This is a genomic window from Bacillus sp. AC266 (genome assembly GCF_979253805.1).
This window is the reverse complement of record NZ_CEEDEC010000007.1, coordinates 123799-147272: the sequence shown is the minus strand read 5'-3', so window position 1 is coordinate 147272 and position 23474 is coordinate 123799. Positions and strand designations below refer to the sequence as shown.

Sequence of the window (23474 nt, the reverse complement as noted above, 5' to 3'; positions counted from 1 at the left end):
TAAAGTTAGTAAGCCTTGTGCGTCTAGGGAGCGCGCAAGGCTTTTTCTTTTGGGGAAATAAAGGAGACCAATGTTATGTTGTCGAATTTTTATGTCGGAATATAAGAAGGGGTGGAAAGATGGAGACGAAAGTTGTCGTTGGAGCAGAGGGATATAATAATAACCCAGGTTGGTTACATACAAATGAGGATGAATTAAATTTATTAAAAAGAGAAACGTGGCTTAATAAATTTCAGCCTAATTCTTTATCGGTAATTTTAGCTGAACATGTATGGGAGCATTTATCGTATGAAGAAGGTATAGAAGCAGCTAAAATATGCTTTGAGTTTTTACAAGATGATGGTTATATTCGTTGTGCAGTGCCGGATGCATTTTTCCCCAATGAAGAATATCAGCGTGGTGTGCAAGTGGGAGGACCTGGCCCGTTAGATCATCCAGCTGCAAGTCATAAAATTGTACATAACTACAAAACGATTATATCTATGTTTGAAGCAGTAGGTTTTCAAGTAAAGCTTTTAGAATACTGTGATGAGAATGGCCAGTTTCATTATAGTGATTGGGAAGAGAACGGTGGATTTATTTATCGATCGAAACGTTTTGATCATAGAAATCAAGATGGTAAATTAGGATTTGCTTCGTTAATTGTGGATGCAGTAAAAGTTAATAAAGTGAAACTTTAATCAGTGGGGGCTTCATCCCCCACTGATTATTAGCCCTCACCAATCGGGCTTTTACGGGCAGTTAATCTCCCACCTAACTTCTTTGTTCCAGCTGCATTTTGAGGTGGGAGTCTTACTGCCCGTTAATGCGGGATAAATAAGAAGGGATGCACGGTAGTTTTCGTGCATCCTTTTTGTATGAAGGGCATGATAGATGCGGAGAATATTTATATATTTATTTTGAAATATAAACGAAATGTTTTAAAAAATGTATGAGAATTCATTGACACATATGAATGGACGCTCATATAATAAAGATATAAGACATATGAATAGTTGTTCATATGTTCAAATAAAGAGGTGAGCTGTGATGGCTGAAAATAAAGTAGAAACGCAACAGGAAGCATGTTCTCAAACGGTAATTCACGAGGAAATCGTGGATCAAGTAAAACAAACAATTCCGACTGATGAAAGTTTAAGTAAAGTAGCAGAATTATTTAAAGTATTAGGTGACCGTACACGTACGAGAATATTACATGCATTATTTGAAGCTGAAATGTGTGTTTGTGATTTAGCTTATTTATTAGGAATGACGCAATCTTCAATCTCACATCAGCTTCGTGTATTAAAGCAAGCGAAGCTTGTAAAGAACCGTAAAGAAGGAAAGGTAGTTTATTACTCATTAGCTGATCAACACGTAATTCATATCTTCGAGCAAGCGTTTGAACACGTAAACGAGGAAGAATAAAAAAGCGAGGAGGGAGAACGATGGCAGAAGCATTAGTGAAAAAGAAACTTATGCTAGAAGGTTTAGATTGTGCAAATTGTGCAATGAAAATTGAAAAAGGTGTTGGGAATATAGAAGGGGTAACATCTTGTTCCGTAAACTTTGCAACAAAAACGATGCTTTTAGAAACACCGCAAAATAAAGAAAATCAAGTTGTTACGGAAGCGAGGCAACTTGTTACAAAATTAGAGCCACATATTAAAGTGCAAGAAGAGCAAAAAACAAAATCAGTAAAAGAAGTATTTGTACTAGAAGGCTTAGACTGTGCAAATTGTGCAATGAAGATTGAAAATAAGGTAAAGGAAATGCCAACAATTTCAGAAGCGACTGTTGATTTCGTATCAAAGAAATTACGAGTAGAAGTTGCAAATAAACGAGAACTTGAATCGACTGTACAAAATATAAAAAATGTTGTTCAAAAGTTAGAGCCTGATGTAAAAGTTGTTCGTGAAGAGGAAAAAGGACACGACCATGATCATGGTGATGGAAATGTGAAAAAGATGATAGGAAGATTAGTAGTCGGTGGAATTTTGACAGGAATTGCTGCGTTAGCCGGATTACCGCAAATGATAACAATTCCATTATTCGTCCTTGCTTATTTATTAATAGGTGGAGATATCGTTTGGAGAGCGGTAAGAAACATAACTCGCGGCCAAGTGTTCGATGAAAACTTTTTAATGGCAATTGCAACTTTAGGAGCTTTCGCGATTCAACAATATCCAGAAGCGGTAGCAGTTATGCTATTTTACCAAGTAGGGGAACTGTTCCAAAGTATTGCAGTAAATCGTTCTCGAAAATCAATTACGTCATTAATGGATATTCGTCCTGACTATGCGAATGTGAAAGTTGGAAACGAAACGAAACAAGTATCACCAGAAGATGTGCAAATTGGTGAGTATATTATCGTAAAACCAGGTGAAAAAGTACCGTTAGACGGGAAAGTAGTTGAGGGAACATCAATGATGGATACTTCAGCGTTAACAGGTGAGTCTGTACCGAGGGAAGTAGAAGTTGGTAATGACGTATTAAGTGGTTTTGTAAACCAAAATGGTGTATTAATTGTCGAAGTTACAAAAGAGTTCGGTGAATCCACGGTATCGAAAATTTTAGACTTAGTACAAAATGCAAGTAGCAAAAAGGCGCCAACAGAAAACTTTATTACAAAGTTTGCACGTTATTATACTCCTGTTGTAGTTATAACAGCAGCAATAATGGCATTTATTCCACCACTTATTTTAGAGGGTGCTACATTCTCCGATTGGATTTATAGAGCTTTAGTGTTCTTAGTAATCTCTTGTCCATGTGCGCTCGTTGTATCGATTCCTCTTGGATTCTTTGGCGGTATTGGTGGGGCATCTAAAAGTGGTATTTTAGTAAAAGGAAGTAACTATTTAGAAGCATTGAATGATGTGAAATATATCGTTTTTGATAAAACAGGAACATTAACAAAAGGTGTCTTTAAAGTTACGAAGATGGAGCCTAGTGAAGGTATCACAGCTGAAGAGCTATTAGAATATGCAGCATTTGCAGAAGTATATTCAAATCATCCGATTGCACAATCTATTCGAAATGCATATGGAAAATCAATCGATGAAAATGCTATTGAAGACTATAGTGAAATTTCTGGTCATGGTACGGTTGTAAAAGTACAAGGAAAAGAAATTTTCGCAGGTAATGCTAAATTAATGAGCAAAGAAAACATTACATTTAAGCAACCAAATACAGTAGGTACACTAGTTCATGTTGCTGTAGATGGTAAATATGCAGGTTATATTGTTATCTCTGATGAGGTAAAAGAGGATTCAAAACAAGCAATTCAAAAGTTAAAAGAACTAGGTATTAAGAAGACAGTCATGTTAACTGGTGATGCAAAATCAGTCGGGGAAGCTGTTGGTAAAGAATTAGGTTTAGATGAAGTTCATGCCGAATTATTACCACACCAAAAAGTAGAAGAAATCGAAAAAATTGATGCAGCAAAACGCGGTAAAGAAAAGATTGCATTCGTCGGTGATGGTATTAATGATACGCCAGTACTAGCAAGGGCAGACGTTGGTATTGCGATGGGAGGCTTAGGGTCAGATGCAGCAATTGAAGCTGCTGACATCGTTATTATGACTGATGAGCCTTCAAAAATTGTGACAGCAGTAAAAATTGCAAAACGTACACGTAGCATCGTATGGCAAAATATTATATTTGCATTAGGGGTAAAAGGGTTAGTGTTATTACTCGGCGCCTTTGGTATTGCAACAATGTGGGAAGCAGTCTTCTCAGATGTTGGTGTGACGTTACTTGCAGTATTAAATGCAATGCGTGTACTACGAGTAAAAGATTTATAAAAAAGAGGACGCAATTGCGTCCTCTTTTTTATTGGTTATTTTGTTGAAATTGACTCAAGAAAATAATATCAAATATTATTTTGTTTTTAAATAATTTAATATATAAATTTACAAAAATATAATATTCTTCTTATTATTTTAATATATTTTTTACAAATATCCATATAGTATTGAAAAATGGAGAAGTGGGGGAGGGACAAAACCCCACTGATTAAAGCTTCACTTTATTTTTGTATATTTTTTTCAACCTGTTCTCGAACAGTTTGAATATAATTCATTTTATGATCCCAACATTCTTGGCTTAAATCGACAGGGTACTCTTCTGGGTTTAAAGTTCGCATATACTCTTCCCAAAATAGTGAGAGGCTGCGTTCATTATACTTTTGAATATCTAATATATTAGGTAATTCATACGCTCTTTTACCGTTAATGAAAATATCTTGATGTAGTTCGCGTGCTTCAAAGCTTGTTACGAATTTACTTATATATGTATGAACTGGATGAAACATTTTTAAACGCTCTTCTTTTCCGGGTTCTTCTGACTCTAAAGCAATATAATCGCCCTCTGCATGATCGTTAACACGGTTAATAATACGATAAACTCGTTTAAGTCCTGGGGTTGTAATTTTTTCAGGATTAGATGAAATCTTAATCGTATCATTTAATTTTCCGTCAGTATCTTCAATAGCGACTAGTTTATAAACAGCCCCTAATGCTGGCTGCTCAAAGGATGTAATCAGCTTTGTACCAACACCCCATACATCAATTTTTGCCCCTTGAGATTTCAAGTGCATAATCGTATATTCATCTAAATCGCTAGAAGCGATAATTTTTGTGTTTGTAAATCCAGCTGCATCAAGTTGTTTTCTGGCCTCCTTTGATAAATATGCCATATCACCACTATCAAGGCGAATGCCATAAAAATCGATACGATCCCCGAACTCTTTTGCAACACGAATCGCATTTGGAACACCAGATTTTAATGTGTCGTATGTATCGACAAGAAATACACATTTTTTATGTGTTTCAGCATATTTTTTAAATGCAACATATTCATCGCGATATGCTTGAACGAAAGAATGGGCATGTGTGCCAGCTACAGGGATGCCAAATCGTTTCCCTGCGCGAACGTTACTTGTAGATGAAAAACCACCAATAAAGGCAGCTCGTGTTCCCCAAAGGGCAGCATCAAACTCATGAGCGCGTCTTGTACCGAACTCTAAAAGCTCATCATTATTTGCAGCGTGCTTCATACGTGCAGCTTTTGTAGCAATTAATGTTTGGTAATTTACAATATTTAAGAGGGCGGTTTCAATTATTTGTGCCTCGCCAAGCGGTGCATCAACACGTAATAATGGTTCGTTATTAAAAACAACTTCGCCTTCTTGCATACTACGAATCGTGCCAGTAAATTTCATGTTTTGTAAATAATGAAGGAAGTCTTCTTCAAATTGCAGCTCTGCTAAATAAGCGATGTCACTTTCGGTAAAGCTGAAATTTTCTATGTACTCTACAATTTTTTCAAGACCAGCAAAAACAGCATAGCCGTTTTCGAATGGAAGCTTTCGAAAGTATAGATCAAAAACAGAACGGCGAGTATGAATACCATCTTTCCAATATGTATAAGCCATGTTGATTTGATATAAATCTGTATGTAAGGCGTAACTATCGTCTTTATAATGATTCATTGCGAAAACACCTCCGTAATTTGGTTATAGTATACCAATTTTTCCCCTTTCGTAGCAAAGAAGTAATAGGGGATTGAAGTCAAGAGAGAAAAAAATGAAATAATGCATATTTTTTAGAAAATTTACATTTATCAATTTATATTTCTCTAGATTTTATGTATTATTAGAGTAGTGGGGGTAATGAGAATGGAGGAGGACAATGCAACAAACATTAGAAAAAATAGGCAAGCAAGTTTTTTATAAACGGCTACAGCAAAAAATGACACAAGAAGAATTATGTCAGGGCATTTGTTCTGTCTCATACTTAAGTAAGATCGAAAATGGAAAGATTGAAGCATCAGAAGAAATTCTACAATTGCTCTGCACAAGACTAGAAATTGCTGTGACGGATTTGAGAGATGTAGAAGAAGATGTGAAAGTGAAGTTGGACGAGTGGTTGAATGCATTAGTTCATTTGGACAAGCAACAAGTAGAGCGCATATACGAAGAGTTGCAAGGTGAAATGAAGCATGTGTTGGATTTTGAAATTATAAATTATTATAAACTGCTGTATACACGTTATTTAATTATGAAAAGGGATTTTCCTGCTGTCGAAGAAGAGTTAGAGAGCTTAAAGAAGATGTATAAAAAGTATTCACCATTCCAGAAATTATTATATACGTATAGCAAGGGATTATATCATTTCTTACAACATAAATATAAGACGGCATTGGAGTACTTGGCTCGAACAGAAGTAATGGCGAAGGAGCAAGGGTATCACGAAAATGGAATATACTTTAATTTAGCTCTTGTTTACAATGAATTAGAAGTTGAACATATGACTTTACATTTTGCTAATGTAGCAATGGAAGGATTTAAGAATGAATATAAGTTTCGGTATGTAATAAATTGTCAATTACTTATTGCGTTGAGTTACATACAGAAAAGGCAATATGATGAAGCGCTTTCTATTTATAATAATATTTTGAGAGAGGCGAATTCTTTTGCTGATAAAGAAAGCATAACAGCTATTGCTTTAAATAACTTAGGATTTTTGTACTATAACTTAAAAGATTATGCAAAGGCTAAAGATTATTATTTGCAATGCTTAAAGTATAAGAAGGAAGAGGATTTAAATTATATTGATGCAGTATATGAGATTGCTTTACAGTGTATAGAATTAAAAGAATTTGAAGAAGCAAAAGAGTGGATCAGTAAAGGGGTAGATGTCGCGAAGAGGGATGAAAAGTATAAAAGTATGCTATATATACTTTTAGTGCTTAAGCATAAATACTTTGAAACTAAAGATGTTTATAAAAAATTTTTAGAAGTTGAGGCGATCCCATTTTATAGAAGTGAAGAGAATAAAAAGGAATTAAAAATGGTGTATTTAGAACTAGCAGCGTATCATGAAGAATTATTAGAGTTTCGAGAAAGTAATAACTATTATAAATTAGCAATTAATTTATTGGAAGAAAAGGGAGGAAAATAATATGAAGAAAATAATTATTGGTGCTTTGGCTTTGGTAGCTGTATTAGTGGTATTGGAACCTCAGTATGCTTGGACATCGGATATCTATGGTCAAGGAGAGAATGTAGTTGAAGTGGTAAACTCTTAATAAAAACCCCCTTTCCAAACGGAAAGGGGGTTTTTATTTTTCAATATTTGTTCCTCAAAATTCTACAACACTTGAGAAAGAAATTAATTGAATTTTTAGTATATTAATAGTGGAAACATAATGATAATATGAAACTACTCTTTTTCAAAAATTTTTTATTAGGGGGAATGTTAGATGAAAAAGAAGAGTTTAGCGTTAGTGTTAGCGGCAGGAATGGCAGTTACTACGTTCGGAGGGACAGGCTCTGCATTTGCGGATTCTAAAAATGTACTCTCTACTAAGAAGTACAATGAGACGGTACAGTCACCTGAGTTTATTTCTGGTGATCTAACTGGAGCGACTGGTAAGAAAGCGGAATCTGTGGTGTTTGATTACTTAAACGCAGCAAAAGGTGATTATAAGCTAGGGGAAAAGAGTGCACAAGATTCTTTCAAAGTGAAACAAGTGAAAAAAGATGCTGTAACTGATTCAACAGTAGTACGTATGCAACAAGTTTACGAGGGAGTACCTGTATGGGGGTCTACTCAAGTAGCTCACGTAAGTAAAGATGGTTCTTTAAAAGTATTGTCTGGAACAGTTGCGCCTGATTTAGACAAGAAGGAAAAGTTAAAAAACAAAAATAAGATTGAAGGCGCAAAAGCAATTGAAATTGCGCAACAAGATTTAGGAGTAACACCTAAATACGAAGTAGATCCAAAAGCGGATTTATATGTATATCAAAATGGTGAAGAAACGACATATGCATACGTTGTGAATTTAAACTTCTTAGAGCCAAATCCAGGAAACTATTACTATTTCATTGAAGCGGAAAGCGGTAAAGTGTTAAATAAATATAATAAACTTGATCATGTAACGAATGATGATAAGTCACCAGTTAAGCAAGATGCTCCTAAACAGGAAGCGAAAGCGGTTGTAAAGCCTGTAACAGGGACGAATAAAGTTGGAACTGGTAAAGGTGTATTAGGAGATACGAAATCGCTTAATACAACGTTATCTGGATCATCTTACTATTTACAAGATAATACGCGCGGAGCAACAATTTTCACATATGATGCGAAAAACCGCTCAACATTACCAGGAACATTATGGGCAGATGCAGATAATGTTTTCAATGCAGCGTATGATGCAGCGGCAGTAGATGCTCATTACTATGCAGGTAAAACATATGATTACTATAAAGCTACATTTAACAGAAACTCTATTAATGATGCAGGAGCACCATTAAAATCAACAGTTCATTACGGAAGTAAGTATAATAATGCATTCTGGAACGGCTCACAAATGGTATACGGAGATGGTGATGGTGTAACATTCACTTCATTATCTGGTGGCATTGATGTAATTGGCCATGAATTAACACATGCTGTTACGGAAAATAGCTCGGATTTAATTTATCAAAATGAATCAGGAGCGTTAAATGAAGCAATTTCTGATATTTTTGGTACTTTAGTAGAATTCTATGATAACCGTAACCCAGATTGGGAGATTGGTGAAGATATTTATACACCTAGTAAGGCGGGAGATGCACTTCGTTCTATGAGTGATCCAGCGAAATATGGTGACCCAGACCATTATTCTAAGCGTTACACTGGTTCAAGTGATAACGGTGGCGTTCATACAAACAGTGGTATTATTAACAAACAAGCTTATTTATTAGCAAATGGTGGTACGCATTCTGGTGTAACTGTAACTGGTATCGGTAAAGATAAATTAGGTGCGATTTACTACCGTGCAAATACACAGTATTTCACGCAATCTACTACATTTAGTCAAGCACGTGCTGGTGCAGTACAAGCTGCAGCTGATTTATATGGTGCTAGCTCTGCAGAAGTAGCAGCAGTTAAGCAATCATTTAGTGCTGTTGGTGTAAACTAAGGCTTTAAGGGATAGTTATTAATAAAATACCTCAAAAATAAAGAAGGAGCATAGGCTCCTTCTTTATTTTTTTCTCCATTTTTTCCACAAATAAAATAATCCAACACAACCTGCGATTGTAATAATCCATTTCGCTTCATTTGTTCCGTTAATGACATGATATGCAGAATATACTTCAATCAATAAAGCCGGTATTTTCCCTATTGTGCTGGCAATACTGAAAGAGAGTAATGACATTTTGCCTAGAGCTGCAAATAAAGTAACGATACTTGATGGGATGAAAGGTATGAATCGAAACGATAGAACGAGTAGAAAGGCCTCTCTACCTTCTACATAAAGTAGGCGTTCTACCTTTGGATACTTATTTACTTTGTTGTGAGTGAATTTCTGAAGGCCTATACGATAAATATAAAACGAGATAATAGCCCCTAATGCCTCACCTGCGATCGAAATAATGGTTCCGTTTGTTACACCGAAGAGTTGTATGTTAATAGCGGTCAAAAAAATACTAGGGATAAAACCTAAAAGACTGATGATGATGTTAATTAAGATACTAAGTGGAATTGCGATTGAATAATAGTCTGTTAAGAAGTTTTGAATTGTTTCAGCCATTGTTTAAAATCCTTTATCTTTTTTTGCATTACACCATATTTCTATTGTGTAGGCAAGTGCAAATTTACATAATGTAGGAAACTGTTGATAGAAAGGGGTTTCTATACCTCATATAGGTATTGGGTATATGAAAGTAGGGGTATATTTAGTTTGTTTAAAAAACACTCCATAAACCCTGTATTTAAAGGGTTTGTGGAGTATTTCGATTGGTGTTTTCATCTGGGAAATAATTATAAAAACATGGGGGTATATTTTAAAAAGGGCGAAAAACAGTGATTTGATGAAAGGGGGGTGGAAAATATAGCAAAATGAATGAGGATTTTAAAACTGTATACATTTTTTCTTTGTGAAATTGACTTTTAGTGGAGTTACGATAATAATCATGGAAGAGGTGATACGATGAAACGATTAAGTAGTCTTTTCTTGAGTAGTTTATTGGCACTAATGCTGATTTTAAGTGGATGTGCAGGAAAAGAACAAAAAACAGAAAAACCAAAAGAGGATCATTCTACATCAGTAGAAAAAATTAGTGATAATATTTTAGATGAAATGGAAGGGCCACCTAAAAATGGTCATACGATTGAAAGGCATGTAGGCAAATCAGAAGAGGATTTGAAGAATCGTTTGAAGACAGATAAAGTTTCAGCGGCAAGTACATACTATGATAAGGAAACAGCGACAAAGGCTGTGAAAGATAGTTTAAAACAACATGATAAAGAAATTCAGGATTGGTTGAAAAACTCTAAAGAGGCTCGTCTTGTATTGAATACAACTCATTCATTTCCAGTTGGAAAAACAGTAATAAAGAAAAATATGAATGTAAAAGACAAACTAGTAAAGACTGTTACTGTTTTAGCGAGAGATAAATCAGGAAATCTAGGATTTAAGATTATTACTTCTTATCCATCAGATAAATAAAGGGGGGAGTATATATGTATCCAACATTACAATACTTTCTTAAATCGTACTGTACGTTAAGTATTCATGAGGATGAAATAGTAAGCGTGATGGAAGAGTTTATAGAGCAAGAGGACGAAGAGATTGTTTTGAAATTACGCGATGAATTAGTAAATATGAAGAAAAAGAACGCGTGGGAAGAAGCGTGCGTATTAGCTGCGAAGCAAGGCAATCGTGTGTGGTCTTTAGAAGAAACGAAAGATCATCTGGGGATTTTTTTACTATTATTGCAAAAGAAAAAGGCGTGAGTAGATCACGCCTTTTTGTATACGCTTTTTGAAATTTGTCCGTTTGATATTATCTCATTGTTTTGGGGCACTTTTATATACGCTTTTTGAAATTTGTCCATTTGAGAGTACTTCACCGTTTTGTGTTACTTTTTTATACGTAACCGCTGTTATTTTATCACCAGTATTACTAATTACTTGAGAAGAAACTTCAACATTTTTACCAGTATTTGTACCGAAAATACGTGTAGTAATACTACCGCCATTTGAAAATGCTTGAATGTAAATATGCTTACCTGTATTGTTTTTAAATTTTAAATCCGGACCATAATCTGCCACTGCTGCATCCTGCCCAAGTGGTAAATAATTTACGGGCATAGAATGATTGCTTCGAGAAACAATTCCTAAATCTGCCCTTAAAGCTGCGCTGTATAAAGTACTACTTACTTGGCAAACGCCTCCGCCTGCACTTTGTATAACTTTACCTTGTGAATATACTGCTGCGGATTTATAACCATGTGCAGCATCAGTTACGCCAACACGGCCATTAAAACTAAACGTTTCATCAGGTGCTACAATAACTCCACTTAAAGTATTAGCTGACTTATTTACGTTATAGGATTGATTTCCATTACGGCCAGCCATTGGGGTAGAGTATTCAGCAATCACTTCTTTAATCCCCATTTGTTGTATATCTTCTGTAGAACGTTCAGGTTTTATTAGTGTAACTGGTAATACAACATCGGGTGTGCCAGAAGTAATAGCTGCGCTTGTTAAATCGGTTAATTTTCCTTTATCAATTTTTTCTCCATTTTGACTTTGGCTAATATTTACTGTAGAGCCTTCAACACTTAATTCGGCGTTGACAGGATTCTTTAATGTTTCATTATATTTATCCTTTATAAAGGTTTCATAAGTTGTTGTATTTAATTGTGGTGTTAATTTATAGTCACGTTTTACTTCACCGTTTTCAGCTTGCTTACGCATGTTGTAACGATTCATTACGTTCCCTTCTTGTTCTTTAAAGATATTGTCGACAATATCCTTCTCTTTATAATCTACTCCTAAATCTTTCCACGTGTAATTTTGCTTATCATTTTGGAATACGTAGTTAAGAGATTTTTGATTTAATTCATTCATCTTTTGATTAACAAGGGCTTGAATATCTGCTTTATTTTTTCCATCAAGAGAAATACCTTCAAATGTAGTGTTTGGTAGTGCAGTTGTATTTAGTTGATTATTTAATTTGGATACATATTGATATCCACCAATACCACCAACACAAAGTAATATGCCACCAGCAATAGCGGAACCAATCAGTATTTTGCTTAGCTTCATTTATTTCCCCCCAGAAAAATTTGTATAAATATATGTATTACATTTTTTGTATAAAAATGATGAAAATAACATTATGTACGTCCTAGTATACTATTATTTTCACTACGTGTGTAATGTTTTCATAAAAAATGTTACACTGCTGTAATAATTGTCTCTTTTTGTCACAATATGCATGAGAAATATGTTGAAAATTATAATAAAAAGGCTGCTTAGAAAAATCTAGCAGCCTTTTTATTATAATTTTTTATGCTCATTTTTATTCGTAACACCGAGATGTTCTTGAAGTGTTGTCGATATATCATTAACACTCTTTTCGTTTGGAACGTAATAATAAATACCACCTATATATTTATCAGTACCTTCCACTTGCAATTTATCCATTTTTAAATTTGAATCCATTGAATTTTTTGCAATAGTCATCATATCATCAAAAGTTAAATTTGTTTTTAAGTCTGTATCGACAGCATCTAATAGGCTTCCGATTTTATTAATGGAATTGAGAGATAGGGCTTTTTCAGCAATAGCTTCTAAAACAAGTTGTTGTCGTTGACCGCGCATATAATCACTGTCAATATGGCGAGTTCTAGCTAGTGCAAGTGCTTCTTCTCCATTTAAATGTTGACGCCCTTTTTTTAGGTGAATTGCATCTGCTTCGTCGCTACTATTTTGTTCTGTGAACTCAACTGGAACGTCGACAGTTATACCACCTAGAGAATCAACAATCTTGATAAAGGATTTGAAATTAAATTTTACATAGTAATCAACTGGTACATCTAAAAATTTTTCTACTGTATCAATTGTGCTGTCTACACCACCAAATACATGTGCATGTGTAATTTTATCATATTTATCACGTGATTTAATGAAGACGCGTGAATCACGTGGAATGCTGACTAGTTTAACAGATTTATCATTTTTATTAATTGTTGCAAGTAGTAATGCATCTGTACGAGTCGCTTTTCCGTAACCTTTTTCCCTGATATCACTTTCATCAACACCCATGATCAGGACAGAAATATTATCAGTCATAGGTTTAACAGCTTTTTCACGTTTGCTGGATTTATCTCCTCGGCCGAGTTCAGAATAAGCGTTGCTTAAGACGGATTTTGCTTTACTGTATATATGGAAGGAATAGCCTCCTGCTCCCATTGCTACAATAAGTAATGGAATAAGAATGAACCAAAGTAGGCGCTTTTTCTTTGAGCGTCCTTTTTTGGCTCGAGTTTCGTTGTTAATGTCGGATTTCATCATTTTTTCTCCTTTAAAACAATCAAAGTGTATACATCTAGAAGCGTATTAAAACACATAAAAAATATTTTACGCTAAATAAAAGGTATTGTACATGCATAAAAAATAGATGTATTGATTATTTATCCCGCATTAACGGGCAGTAAAACTCCCACCTCAAAGTCCAGCGAATGCAAGGAAGTTAGGTGGGAGATAACTGCCCGTAAATGCCCGATTGGTTCAACTAATAATCAGTGGGGGATAGCCCCCTCTGATTAAAGTTTCACTTTATAAGACATCTATTCGTTATTGTATACAAAAGACAGGGATAAGAAAATGATAAAATTTTACCTAATTAAAGCATAATACTTACAATAATCGCAGATAAAATACTAACAAGAGTAGCGCCGTATAGTAATTTTAGGCCGAAGCGGGCAACAACATTTCCTTGTTCTTCGTTTAACCCTTTTACCGCACCGGAAATAATTCCAATGGAAGAAAAGTTGGCAAAAGAAACGAGGAAGACAGAAATAATACCAACTGTACGGATAGAGAGAGTGCTGGAAATTTTGCTAAGATCCATCATTGCTACAAACTCATTTGTTACAAGCTTTGTTGCCATAATGCTACCAGCTGTGACAATCTCAGAACTTGGTACGCCGATAAGAAATGCAATAGGGGCGAATACATAGCCTATTAATTGTTGGAAAGTAATGCCGAATATAATGAGGAATAGGTCATTAATGCAACTCATTAATGCGACGAATCCAATGAGCATAGCACCGACGACAATTGCTACACGAAAACCATCAAGAATGTATTCTCCAAGCATTTCAAAGAAACTTTGTTTTTCCCCTTTTATTACCAAAATGTCTTCATCATCGTTAACGTCGTAAGGGTTAATAATGAGTACGATAATAAAACCACTAAATAAATTGAGAACGAGTGCGGTTACTACATATTTTGGTTCAATCATTGTCATATAGGCACCGACAATGGACATAGATACTGTTGACATAGCAGAGGCGCAAAGTGTATATAGTCGATGTTTTGGAATTTGGGCTAATTGTTTTTTAACCGTAATAAAAACTTCTGATTGGCCGACAATAGCGGAAGCGATGGCGTTGTAAGATTCTAATTTCCCAAGACCGTTTATTTTACTAAGAAAGAAACCAATCCAACGAATAAAGAATGGTAGTATTTTGAAATGTTGTAATATACCAATTAAGACGGAGATAAAGACAATCGGTAATAATACGTTAAGGAAAAATGGCATTTCCCCTTTATTTGCAAGACCGCCAAATACAAAGTTTATACCACTGGCAGCATACTCAAGTAGCCTCGTAAACAGGCCAGAAATTACCGTAATAAGTATGAGACCAATTTCTGTATTTAATAATAAATAGGTTAAAATTAATTGTATAATAAGCATGATGAAAATTGGTTTAAATTTAATATGTTTTTTATTGTTGCTAGCAATATAAGCAAGGAAGAAAACAACGATAAGTCCCACGAAAAAAGTAATAAATTTCATAGTAAGCCCCCTAAAAGAGATATTCTGCTATATATGTTTTTCATTTCAAGGGAGAATATGCATCTTTGGTAAAGAAAGGAATAGAGAGAGCATGAATATATGTAGAGTGCACCACGTTGCAATTATTTGTTCGAATTATGAACTGTCAAAGGATTTTTATACTCGGATATTAGGTTTTAAAGCGATAAATGAAGTATATAGAAAAGAACGAGATTCTTATAAGTTAGATTTATGTGTAGGGGAAGAGTATCAAATTGAATTATTTTCATTTCCTAGTCCACCTGAGCGCCCAAGTTTTCCAGAAGCAGCTGGACTTAGACATTTAGCATTTGCTGTTACAAATATAGAAGAAGCTGTAAACCATTTAAAACAATGCGGTGTGGAGACTGAAGCGATACGTATGGATGAAATTACGGATAAAAAATTTGTCTTTTTCCAAGATCCTGATGGCTTGCCTTTAGAATTGTATGAGGCTTGAAATTGGTGAATTTTATATAGGGTTGCTTTCAAATAAATGAAGAAACTAAAGTGAAACTTCTTTTTTAAAGGAGGTGTAACTTTAGCTAAGAAAGCTAAAGGACATATGTGGATATTTTAAAATTACTGATGGTAGCCATCCTTATTGCGTTAACAGCATTTTTTGTGGCTGTTGAGTTTGCAATTATTAAGGTGCGTAGCAGTCGTATTGATCAACTCGTTAGTGAAAAACGACGAGGAGCATTGGCAGCTAAAAAAGTAACTTCGAATTTAGATGAGTATTTATCAGCATGTCAGTTAGGTATTACAATTACTGCTTTAGGGCTTGGGTGGTTAGGAGAGCCCACTATAAAACATATACTCGAGCCGTTGTTTTTAAAACTACACCTATCTCCTGCAATTGCAAGTACAGTTTCATTTATTATTGCCTTTGCAGTTATTACGTTTTTACATGTTGTCATTGGTGAACTTGCTCCGAAGACGCTCGCTATACAAAGGGCAGAGCAAGTTAGCTTATTATTATCGAAGCCAATTATTTACTTTTACCGAGTAATGTATCCGTTTATTTGGGCTTTAAATGGTTCTGCAAGGCTTGTAACAGGGTTATTCGGATTACATCCGGCTTCTGAGCATGAAGTAGCTCATTCGGAGGAAGAATTACGATTAATCTTATCTGAGAGTTATGAGAGTGGAGAGATTAATCAAAGGGAATTTAAATATGTAAATAATATTTTTGAATTCGATAATAGAGTCGCAAAGGAAATTATGGTACCTCGTACGGAAGTTGTAGGTTTATATGAGGACGAACCATTTGAAACACATATTAAAATAATCGCACAAGAAAAGTACACGAGATATCCCGTATTTGGTGAAGATAAAGATGAAATTATTGGGATGGTTAATGTAAAGGATTTATTTATTCGTTATATGGATGGTAATCGAGACGAGGGGTGCTCGATTACGCCATATACAAGACCAGTTATTGAAGTGTTAGAAAATATCCCTATTCATGATTTGCTATTACAAATGCAAAGAAAACGAATTCCATTAGCTGTATTATATGATGAATATGGTGGTACAGCGGGGATCGTTACACTAGAAGATATTTTAGAAGAAATTGTTGGAGAAATCCGAGATGAATACGATGAAGATGAACACCCGCCTATAGAGCATATAAGTGAAGGGTGTAAAATCGTAGAGGGAAAAGTGCTTATTAGTGAAGTAAATGATTTATTTGGCATACACTTAATCGCTGATGATGTAGATACAATTGGTGGTTGGATTATGGTACAAAAGCAAATCGTTGCTGAAGGAGATATTATTGAAAAACACGGCTTTTCTTTTAAAGTTCTTGAAAAGGATATGCATCAAATTAAGCGAGTTGAAATAAAGAAAGTAGAAGAATGAATGGATTTTCTATTATATAAACTTTAATAAAAAGTATATATAGAAAAATAAATGTTTGCGCTTTCAAAAAAGGTGCTATATAGTGAAAGTGGATACTGAAGAATTCATTTAATGATACTCGTATTTTATAGGGCGAATTCTTTAGATAAGGATTTAGAATGAAAAGTATAGGTGATGAAAAATGATAGCAACGAAGGATATACGTATAGAAAAAGATTTTTTAGGTGAAAAGGAAGTACCGAGTGTAGCTTATTATGGTGTACAAACATTACGTGCCGTAGAAAACTTTCCTATTACAGGATACCGCATTCATCCGTCACTCATTACGGCAATGGCAATTGTAAAAAAAGCGGCAGCGCTTGCGAATATAGATACAGGTTACTTAGCTAAAGATATCGGACAAGAAATTGCAGAAGCGGCACAAGAGATTGTTGATGGAAAGTTCCATGATCAATTTATCGTAGACCCGATTCAAGGCGGAGCAGGTACTTCAATTAATATGAATACTAATGAAGTAATTGCAAATAGAGCCTTGGAACGTATGGGATACGAAAAAGGTGAATATGCGAAAATTAGCCCAAACACTCATGTGAACATGGCTCAATCAACAAATGATGCGTTCCCAACTGGGATTCATATAGCAACTCTTATGATGCTGGAAGAACTTCTTGTTACAATGGAAGAACTTCACTCTGCTTTTCATGATAAAGCAAAAGAGTTTGATCACGTTATTAAAATGGGGCGTACGCATTTGCAAGATGCAGTTCCAATTCGCCTTGGGCAAGAATTTGAAGCATATAGCAGAGTGCTAGAGCGTGATATAAAAAGAATTAAACAGTCTCGTCAACATTTATACGAAGTTAATATGGGTGCGACAGCTGTCGGTACGGGATTAAATGCAAACCCTACTTATATAGAACAAGTTGTGAAGCATTTACGAACTTTTAGTGGTTTCCCTCTTGTTGGTGCAGAGCACTTAGTTGATGCGACGCAAAACACAGATGCATATACAGAAGTATCTGCAGCACTAAAAGTATGTATGATGAATATGTCTAAAATTGCAAATGACCTTCGTATTATGGCGTCTGGTCCACGTGTTGGGTTGGCGGAAATTCAATTACCAGCTCGTCAACCAGGTTCATCTATTATGCCGGGTAAAGTAAATCCAGTTATGGCGGAAGTAATTAACCAAGTTGCTTTCCAAGTAATTGGAAATGACCATACAATTTGCTTAGCGTCAGAAGCTGGACAATTAGAGTTAAATGTAATGGAGCCGGTATTAGTATTTAATTTAATTCAATCCATCAGTATTATGAATAACGGTTTCCGTGTATTCCGTGAATACTGTATAAAGGGAATTACAGCGAATGAAGAGTTGCTTAAGCAATATGTTGAAAAAAGTGTTGGAGTTATTACAGCAGTGAATCCTCATATTGGTTATGAAGCAGCTTCTCGCATTGCACGTGAAGCAATTGCGACAGGAAAATCTGTTAGGGAGCTATGTTTAGAACATGGTGTACTTACAGCAGAAGAGCTTGATATTATTTTGGATCCATACGAAATGACCCATCCTGAAATTGCTGGTGCTTCTTTATTAAAGACTAAAAAAATGTAATGTAAAAAGCACCGATCCATTTGGATCGGTGCTTTTTTTTAGAAGATATTAAATACAGAGTTAAGTTGAAGTAAGCTAATAATAGCTAAGAAGATTAAACTATATTTCATTACTATTTTAAATAGAGCAGATTCTTGACCAACTAGTCCAACTGCTGCACAAGCAACTGCTACAGATTGTGGTGAAACCATTTTTGCGATTGTACCACCAACTACGTTTAATGAAACGAGAGTAGATGGTACGATGTTTAACTGATCGGCAGTTACTGCTTGAAGTGGTGCGAATAATGAACCACTTGATACGACTGAACCTGTAATGAATACGCCAATCCATCCTAAGATTGGAGAAAGAACTGGGAATGCATTTCCTGTAGAAGAGAATGCAAGTCCAAGTGTAGATGACATACCAGAGTAGTTTTCTACGTAAGCTAAAGCGATAACGCTACAAATTGTATATACTGGAACTTTTAGTTCTTTTATTGTTTCGATCATTAATTCTTTAATCATTTTGCCGTTTACACGGTAGACGATAAGTGAAACGATGATTGCTAATACAATTGCAGTAGTTGTAGAAGAGAATACATCTAGTTTGAAAATCGCTGCGAAAGGTGTATCAGCCTTTGTAATTGGTGCAGTTTTCATAACCGCATTATGAAGACCAGGGAATTGAATGTTAAATACTAAGTTTGCCAATGGACCATCCGGAGCAAATAAAGCTTTAATTGGTTTTAAATTAAAGATTGTTACAAATGCAGTTAAGAATACGAATGGGGACCAAGCATATAAAATTTGATTGAATGTATGAGATTCTTTTTCTTCTTGTTTTTCTTCTTTAGCAGAAGATTTTGGTTGCCAAACACGTAAGAATAATGTAAGAGCGACCATACTTACGACTGCTGCGAAAATATTAGTAAGTTCAGCGCCTAAGAAGTAAGTCACAAGGAACTGAGTAATTGCGAAAGAAACACCACTTACAAGAATACCTTGCCAAGTTTCTTTAATGCCTTTAAATCCATCTACCATTGAAACAAGTAAGAACGGTAAAACAATGCTAATGAATGGCAAAATGTAAACAGCTTGACGACCGACAGTTAATGCATCTAGCCCAGTTAATTGTGCAGGTACTGTAACTGGAATACCCATAGCACCCATAGCACCACCAGCGATATTAGCTACTAAGCAAATACCTGCTGCTTTTAATGGATTAAAGCCCATACCTACAAGTAATGCAGCTGTAATAGCAACTGGAACACCGAAACCAGCTGCACCTTCTAAGAAAGCACCGAAAGAATAAGCGATTAATAATACTTGTAAACGCTGATCATTTGTAATACTTGAAATGCTATCACGAATGACATTGAATTGTTCTGTTTTAACAGTTAATTTGTAAAGGAAGATAGCTGCGATAACGATAGTACAAATTGGATAAAATCCAGATAAAACACCGAATCCGGCAGATGCTACAGCTACAGTTGCGGGCATTTTATAAACAAATATAGCAAGAATAATAGCGACGATCACACTATAAAGCCCAGCCATGTAACCTTTCATTTTGAATCCCACTAAACAAATAATGAAGCAAAAAATTGGGAGTGCTGCGATTAGTGCAGATAACCAAATATTGTTTAATGGGTCATAAATTTGTGTCCAAGTACTCATAATAATGACAACTCCTATCTATTATATGTGAAGAAATTCACATTATTTGTGAAACTATTCACAATCAACTTACATGCTTAGTATATTCTCCTTCAACACTATTGTCAACGTGAAAAAGTATAATTATTCCATAATAGTATTAAAAGTAACATTTTGTTCATAAAGTAGACAAAAAGCGTAATCAAATTGATTTGATTACGCTTCTATAAATTATTTACATATTCTTTCATTTTTTTATATGTCATTGGTCCTACATGCTTATATTGAATGACACCGTTTGTATCGATGACAAAAGATGTTGGAATGCTGATGATTTGATATGCGGCACTTGCCTGGCCTTTCTGATCTAATAGGACGGGGAAGGTATATTTGTTTTCTTCAAGAAATTGTTTTACATTATTCGGGTCTTTTTCAGTAGCTGTCGCATTTATAGCGACAATTTCAATCCCCATATCTTTAGTATCGTGATAAAACTTTTCCATATCAGGCATTTCTATTTTGCATGGACCACACCAGCTTGCCCAAAAATTCAATATTACTTTTTTTCCTTTATAGTCTGTAAGGCGAACTTCTTGACCAGTGGTTGTTTCCAGAAGGAAATCGAGTGCAGCATTGCCAACTTCAGTTCCAATGGGGATGTTTGATTTTGAAGCTATATCTTCTTTTTTGTCTAATAGGAAGTGATTGATAATAGTCCAGCCAACCGCAATGCTAATTAACGCAAAAATAAACCATTTTTTAATATTACATCATCCTCCTTACTTAAATTTCCTTTTTATCGTAACAAAGTGGTTAAATATGGTCAAATTACTTTACGATAGGTTATCAATTATGGACGATATTTTACAATATCATTACTGTACATTTCAGTAAGGTGAAAATATAACAAAAAGCCTGATAAAACAACGTTTGTAAGCAAAGTATTGCTAGCCCTTTGTTTTGCTTTTTTATTGTATCATATAGTATAATATTCAAAATCAGGTGGGATTTTTTCTTGAACTGTGTGCTGATAAAAGTCGGAAAATTTTCTCAGCATTATAGGTTGATAAAGTTATGTCGTAACAGGAAATATAAGAACAGATATATAAATAAATAAAGAGAAAATAAAAAATGAAAATGAGGGGAATTTTATGAACCAAAACCAATTTGACTGTCGTATTTCAGAAGAAGACGTACAGATGTTAAGAGCATTAGCTCATCCACTTCGTCTACGTTTAGTAATGGAACTGATGCAGCGTGGAACATGTAATGTAACACAATTACAAGAGGTATTAGAAATTCCGCAATCAACTGTTTCGCAGCATTTAACGAAATTAAAACAAAATAAAGTAGTACGCTTTGAGAGACGCGGGTTAGAAGTGTACTATCAAATTCATAACGATAAAGTAAGTGAAGTAGTAAAAACATTATTTTCTTAATTTTTGAATATTATGGAAAGAAGACGTGTGAAATATACGTCTTTTTTTATTTGGAAAGGATCTAATAATAGGAAGATTTGAGAGCGTATATATTAGCGCGTTAGAAAGAAACAAACTATCGGTTGAAGTGCTAAATTGACGGAATATATTCTGAAGGGATATGAAAAGATAGAAAGGAGTGTTGTAAGCCAAAGGAGGAATAATATAATGGATGTAAAACGTGTGAAACAGATATTATCTTCTTCAAGTAGAATTGATGTTACATACGAGGGAGTCCCCGTATGGATTGAGAGCTGTGATGAGCAGAAGGGTAGTGCTCAAGTGTATGACGTATCCAACCCAGGAGAGAGCGTTCACGTGGATGTCACGGCTTTAGAAGAGATGTAATAGAAAAGACGCTTCTAATTGTAGAAGCGTCTTTTTTATTTACTATTCCATCATATGTGCAATTTTCTTAGAGAACATAAGAAGTACTAATCCTAGCACGATTACGATAACACCGATGCTTGCGAATACTTCTAAATATCCTAAAGATTGAGTGAAAGCAGCTAATTGTCCTGCTAATAAGTTTGCAAAGCCAGTACCAGCTAACCATACACCCATTAATAAAGATGCTAATTTAAGAGGTGCGATTGCACTTACCATAGATAATCCGATTGGTGATAAGAATAATTCACCGATTGTGTGGAACATGTAAGTGAATACAATGAATAGTAAGTTTGCTTTCATTGTAATGTTACCTTCATCGCTACCAGTTTTTAGAACGGCTAAAGTTAAAACTAAGTACCCGATTCCTAGTAAAATCATACCAAAAGCCATTTTTGTAGGGATTTTTAAATCACCATTTTTTGTTTTTGAAAGTTTAATCCATAATGCAGAAACTGGTAATGCTAGTAAGATAATGAATAGTGGGTTTACAGATTGGAACCAAGGTGTTGGAATTGTAAATCCACCAATTGTACGATCCACGAACTTATCTGTGTAAAGTGTTAAAGAACTACCAGCTTGTTCAAATCCTGCCCAGAAGAATACAACGAAACAAGTTAAAATTAAAATTGCAGTTGTACGCTTTTTCTCTTGTGTTGTTAAAGGTTTTTTCTCAATAGGTTTTGCATTTTGTTCTTTAGATTTTTTACCGACAACAGTTGTTCCGATAGACCCTAAGTAACGAGGTGCTAAGAAATTAAAGGCAATCTGTCCAATAATCATACCGATACAAGCTGTTAAGAAACCGTATCTATAATCTGTGAAGTAACCACAAATGAATGGAGCGATAAGAGCTCCTAAGTTAATTCCCATGTAGAAGATAGTGAAGGCACTATCACGACGAGAATCGTTGTCGCTATATAATTGACCTAGTAAAGTCGAGATATTTGGTTTGAAGAATCCGTTACCGATAACTAATAATCCTAATCCTAAAAATAGTCCAGTTTTCGTGTTCATTGAAAATAGTACGAAGTTACCAATCGCCATAATGATACCGCCGATGGTAATGGCATGTCGTTTCGTAATGAAATGGTCAGTTAACCAGCCACCAATAATCGGTGTGAAATATACAAGCATTGTGAAAATACCGTAAATTTGAACTGCAACTGCTTTATCAAATCCTAAACCGCCACTTACTAAGCTCGTTGTTAAATAAAGAACTAATAAGCCACGCATTCCGTAATAACTAAATCTTTCCCATGCTTCTGTAAAGAACAACAAATATAATCCTGGTGGATGTTTTTTTGGTGATTGTTGCTCTCCAGCTTTGTCTAATTTTAAAGCTGCATCCATGTTTGTTTCCCCCTAATCCTGTATAACGGATATTTATGTAATTATTTTAATTCACAAAATATTTAGAAGTCAATAGAATTATATGGAAATAGCAAGAAAATTTCTGAAAAAATCTATTTTTCTTCAACCGTTATTGTATTTTTCCCTGAAAACAAGATAATAAGCGTTTTCAAATGTAGTAATTGAATTCTAAAATGAAGTAAAATAGTGATAAATCAGAAAATTTAGATTAGAATATTTATTCTGATATAGAGAAAATATTCTATATTTACTTTTATAATA

Annotated in this window: 21 protein-coding genes; 13 read left to right on the top strand and 8 right to left on the bottom strand. The window is 34.8% G+C overall.

Translation table 11 applies throughout. From position 1 onward, the window contains the following. Positions 1 to 119 precede the first annotated feature (119 nt). The 3 genes from AC0IXC_RS24680 (at position 120) to AC0IXC_RS24670 (ending at position 3782) form a co-directional block, all read left to right on the top strand. Positions 120 to 680, top strand: coding sequence for a class I SAM-dependent methyltransferase (locus AC0IXC_RS24680; RefSeq protein WP_016101850.1), 561 nt, complete (start codon positions 120 to 122; stop codon positions 678 to 680). Positions 681 to 1029: 349 nt separating this feature from the next. Beyond that, a complete protein-coding gene (locus tag AC0IXC_RS24675; protein ID WP_002010461.1) occupies positions 1030 to 1407 on the top strand; it encodes an ArsR/SmtB family transcription factor in 378 nt (125 codons plus the stop codon). A 20-nt stretch (positions 1408 to 1427) separates the two neighbouring features. Continuing rightward, positions 1428 to 3782: a heavy metal translocating P-type ATPase gene (locus AC0IXC_RS24670; protein ID WP_471653504.1), complete on the top strand. Its 2355-nt coding sequence runs from the start codon at positions 1428 to 1430 to the stop codon at positions 3780 to 3782. Positions 3783 to 4006: 224 nt separating this feature from the next. Here AC0IXC_RS24670 and AC0IXC_RS24665 read toward each other — a convergent pair whose 3' ends face one another. Continuing rightward, on the bottom strand, positions 4007 to 5470 hold the full coding sequence (locus tag AC0IXC_RS24665; protein WP_002169184.1) for a nicotinate phosphoribosyltransferase: 1464 nt from the start codon (positions 5468 to 5470) through the stop codon (positions 4007 to 4009). Positions 5471 to 5669: 199 nt separating this feature from the next. Here AC0IXC_RS24665 and AC0IXC_RS24660 point away from each other — a divergent pair, with 199 nt between their 5' ends. The 3 genes from AC0IXC_RS24660 to AC0IXC_RS24650 all read left to right on the top strand — a co-directional run bounded on the left by AC0IXC_RS24660 (position 5670) and on the right by AC0IXC_RS24650 (position 8943). Then, positions 5670 to 6941: a helix-turn-helix domain-containing protein gene (locus tag AC0IXC_RS24660; RefSeq protein WP_471653503.1), complete on the top strand. Its 1272-nt coding sequence runs from the start codon at positions 5670 to 5672 to the stop codon at positions 6939 to 6941. A 1-nt stretch (position 6942) separates the two neighbouring features. Further along, positions 6943 to 7068: an NprX family peptide pheromone gene (locus AC0IXC_RS24655; RefSeq protein ID WP_002029719.1), complete on the top strand. Its 126-nt coding sequence runs from the start codon at positions 6943 to 6945 to the stop codon at positions 7066 to 7068. Positions 7069 to 7242: 174 nt separating this feature from the next. Beyond that, positions 7243 to 8943, top strand: coding sequence for a M4 family metallopeptidase (locus tag AC0IXC_RS24650; RefSeq protein ID WP_012260292.1), 1701 nt, complete (start codon positions 7243 to 7245; stop codon positions 8941 to 8943). A 63-nt stretch (positions 8944 to 9006) separates the two neighbouring features. Here the strand turns inward: AC0IXC_RS24650 and AC0IXC_RS24645 are convergent, their stop codons facing one another. Then, on the bottom strand, positions 9007 to 9555 hold the full coding sequence (locus AC0IXC_RS24645; protein WP_002029716.1) for a TVP38/TMEM64 family protein: 549 nt from the start codon (positions 9553 to 9555) through the stop codon (positions 9007 to 9009). A gap of 399 nt (positions 9556 to 9954) precedes the next feature. On the opposite strand from AC0IXC_RS24645, the gene AC0IXC_RS24640 reads away from it, so the two are divergent. Further along, positions 9955 to 10473, top strand: coding sequence for an RNase A-like domain-containing lipoprotein (locus tag AC0IXC_RS24640; RefSeq protein ID WP_002125157.1), 519 nt, complete (start codon positions 9955 to 9957; stop codon positions 10471 to 10473). Positions 10474 to 10487: 14 nt separating this feature from the next. Continuing rightward, positions 10488 to 10760, top strand: coding sequence for a hypothetical protein (locus AC0IXC_RS24635; protein WP_016101844.1), 273 nt, complete (start codon positions 10488 to 10490; stop codon positions 10758 to 10760). Between the two features lie 54 nt (positions 10761 to 10814). Here the strand turns inward: AC0IXC_RS24635 and AC0IXC_RS24630 are convergent, their stop codons facing one another. The 3 genes from AC0IXC_RS24630 to AC0IXC_RS24620 all read right to left on the bottom strand — a co-directional run bounded on the left by AC0IXC_RS24630 (position 10815) and on the right by AC0IXC_RS24620 (position 14838). After that, complete coding sequence (locus tag AC0IXC_RS24630; protein WP_002010475.1) at positions 10815 to 12077, bottom strand: VanW family protein; 1263 nt, start codon at positions 12075 to 12077, stop codon at positions 10815 to 10817. 234 nt (positions 12078 to 12311) lie between these two features. Then, the gene (locus tag AC0IXC_RS24625) at positions 12312 to 13328 is read right to left on the bottom strand and encodes an LCP family glycopolymer transferase (RefSeq protein ID WP_002029713.1); all 1017 of its coding nucleotides are present in this window, start codon (positions 13326 to 13328) and stop codon (positions 12312 to 12314) included. Between the two features lie 331 nt (positions 13329 to 13659). Then, the gene (locus tag AC0IXC_RS24620; protein WP_088038426.1) at positions 13660 to 14838 is read right to left on the bottom strand and encodes a NupC/NupG family nucleoside CNT transporter; all 1179 of its coding nucleotides are present in this window, start codon (positions 14836 to 14838) and stop codon (positions 13660 to 13662) included. A 91-nt stretch (positions 14839 to 14929) separates the two neighbouring features. On the opposite strand from AC0IXC_RS24620, the gene gloA2 reads away from it, so the two are divergent. From gloA2 to aspA, 3 genes are all read left to right on the top strand, one after another. Continuing rightward, the gene (gene gloA2, locus AC0IXC_RS24615) at positions 14930 to 15316 is read left to right on the top strand and encodes an SMU1112c/YaeR family gloxylase I-like metalloprotein (protein ID WP_001017670.1); all 387 of its coding nucleotides are present in this window, start codon (positions 14930 to 14932) and stop codon (positions 15314 to 15316) included. 107 nt (positions 15317 to 15423) lie between these two features. Continuing rightward, positions 15424 to 16722, top strand: a complete 1299-nt coding sequence (locus AC0IXC_RS24610) for a hemolysin family protein (protein ID WP_016093357.1) — start codon at positions 15424 to 15426, stop codon at positions 16720 to 16722. Between the two features lie 181 nt (positions 16723 to 16903). Then, positions 16904 to 18337 (top strand): aspartate ammonia-lyase, encoded by a 1434-nt coding sequence (aspA, locus tag AC0IXC_RS24605; RefSeq protein WP_002029742.1) that lies wholly within the window; start codon positions 16904 to 16906, stop codon positions 18335 to 18337. Between the two features lie 38 nt (positions 18338 to 18375). Here the strand turns inward: aspA and AC0IXC_RS24600 are convergent, their stop codons facing one another. After that, positions 18376 to 19995, bottom strand: coding sequence for a lactate permease LctP family transporter (locus AC0IXC_RS24600; protein ID WP_002029741.1), 1620 nt, complete (start codon positions 19993 to 19995; stop codon positions 18376 to 18378). Between the two features lie 203 nt (positions 19996 to 20198). Continuing rightward, positions 20199 to 20627, bottom strand: coding sequence for a TlpA disulfide reductase family protein (locus AC0IXC_RS24595; protein ID WP_471653511.1), 429 nt, complete (start codon positions 20625 to 20627; stop codon positions 20199 to 20201). Between the two features lie 498 nt (positions 20628 to 21125). On the opposite strand from AC0IXC_RS24595, the gene AC0IXC_RS24590 reads away from it, so the two are divergent. Both AC0IXC_RS24590 and AC0IXC_RS24585 read left to right on the top strand, forming a co-directional pair. Beyond that, positions 21126 to 21413: an ArsR/SmtB family transcription factor gene (locus tag AC0IXC_RS24590; RefSeq protein WP_001075217.1), complete on the top strand. Its 288-nt coding sequence runs from the start codon at positions 21126 to 21128 to the stop codon at positions 21411 to 21413. A 207-nt stretch (positions 21414 to 21620) separates the two neighbouring features. After that, positions 21621 to 21800 carry an acid-soluble spore protein H gene (locus tag AC0IXC_RS24585; protein ID WP_002010492.1) on the top strand — a complete coding sequence of 60 codons (180 nt, stop codon included), beginning with the start codon at positions 21621 to 21623 and terminating at the stop codon, positions 21798 to 21800. Positions 21801 to 21842: 42 nt separating this feature from the next. Here the strand turns inward: AC0IXC_RS24585 and AC0IXC_RS24580 are convergent, their stop codons facing one another. Further along, positions 21843 to 23192: a peptide MFS transporter gene (locus AC0IXC_RS24580; protein ID WP_061674012.1), complete on the bottom strand. Its 1350-nt coding sequence runs from the start codon at positions 23190 to 23192 to the stop codon at positions 21843 to 21845. Positions 23193 to 23474: the final 282 nt, after the last annotated feature.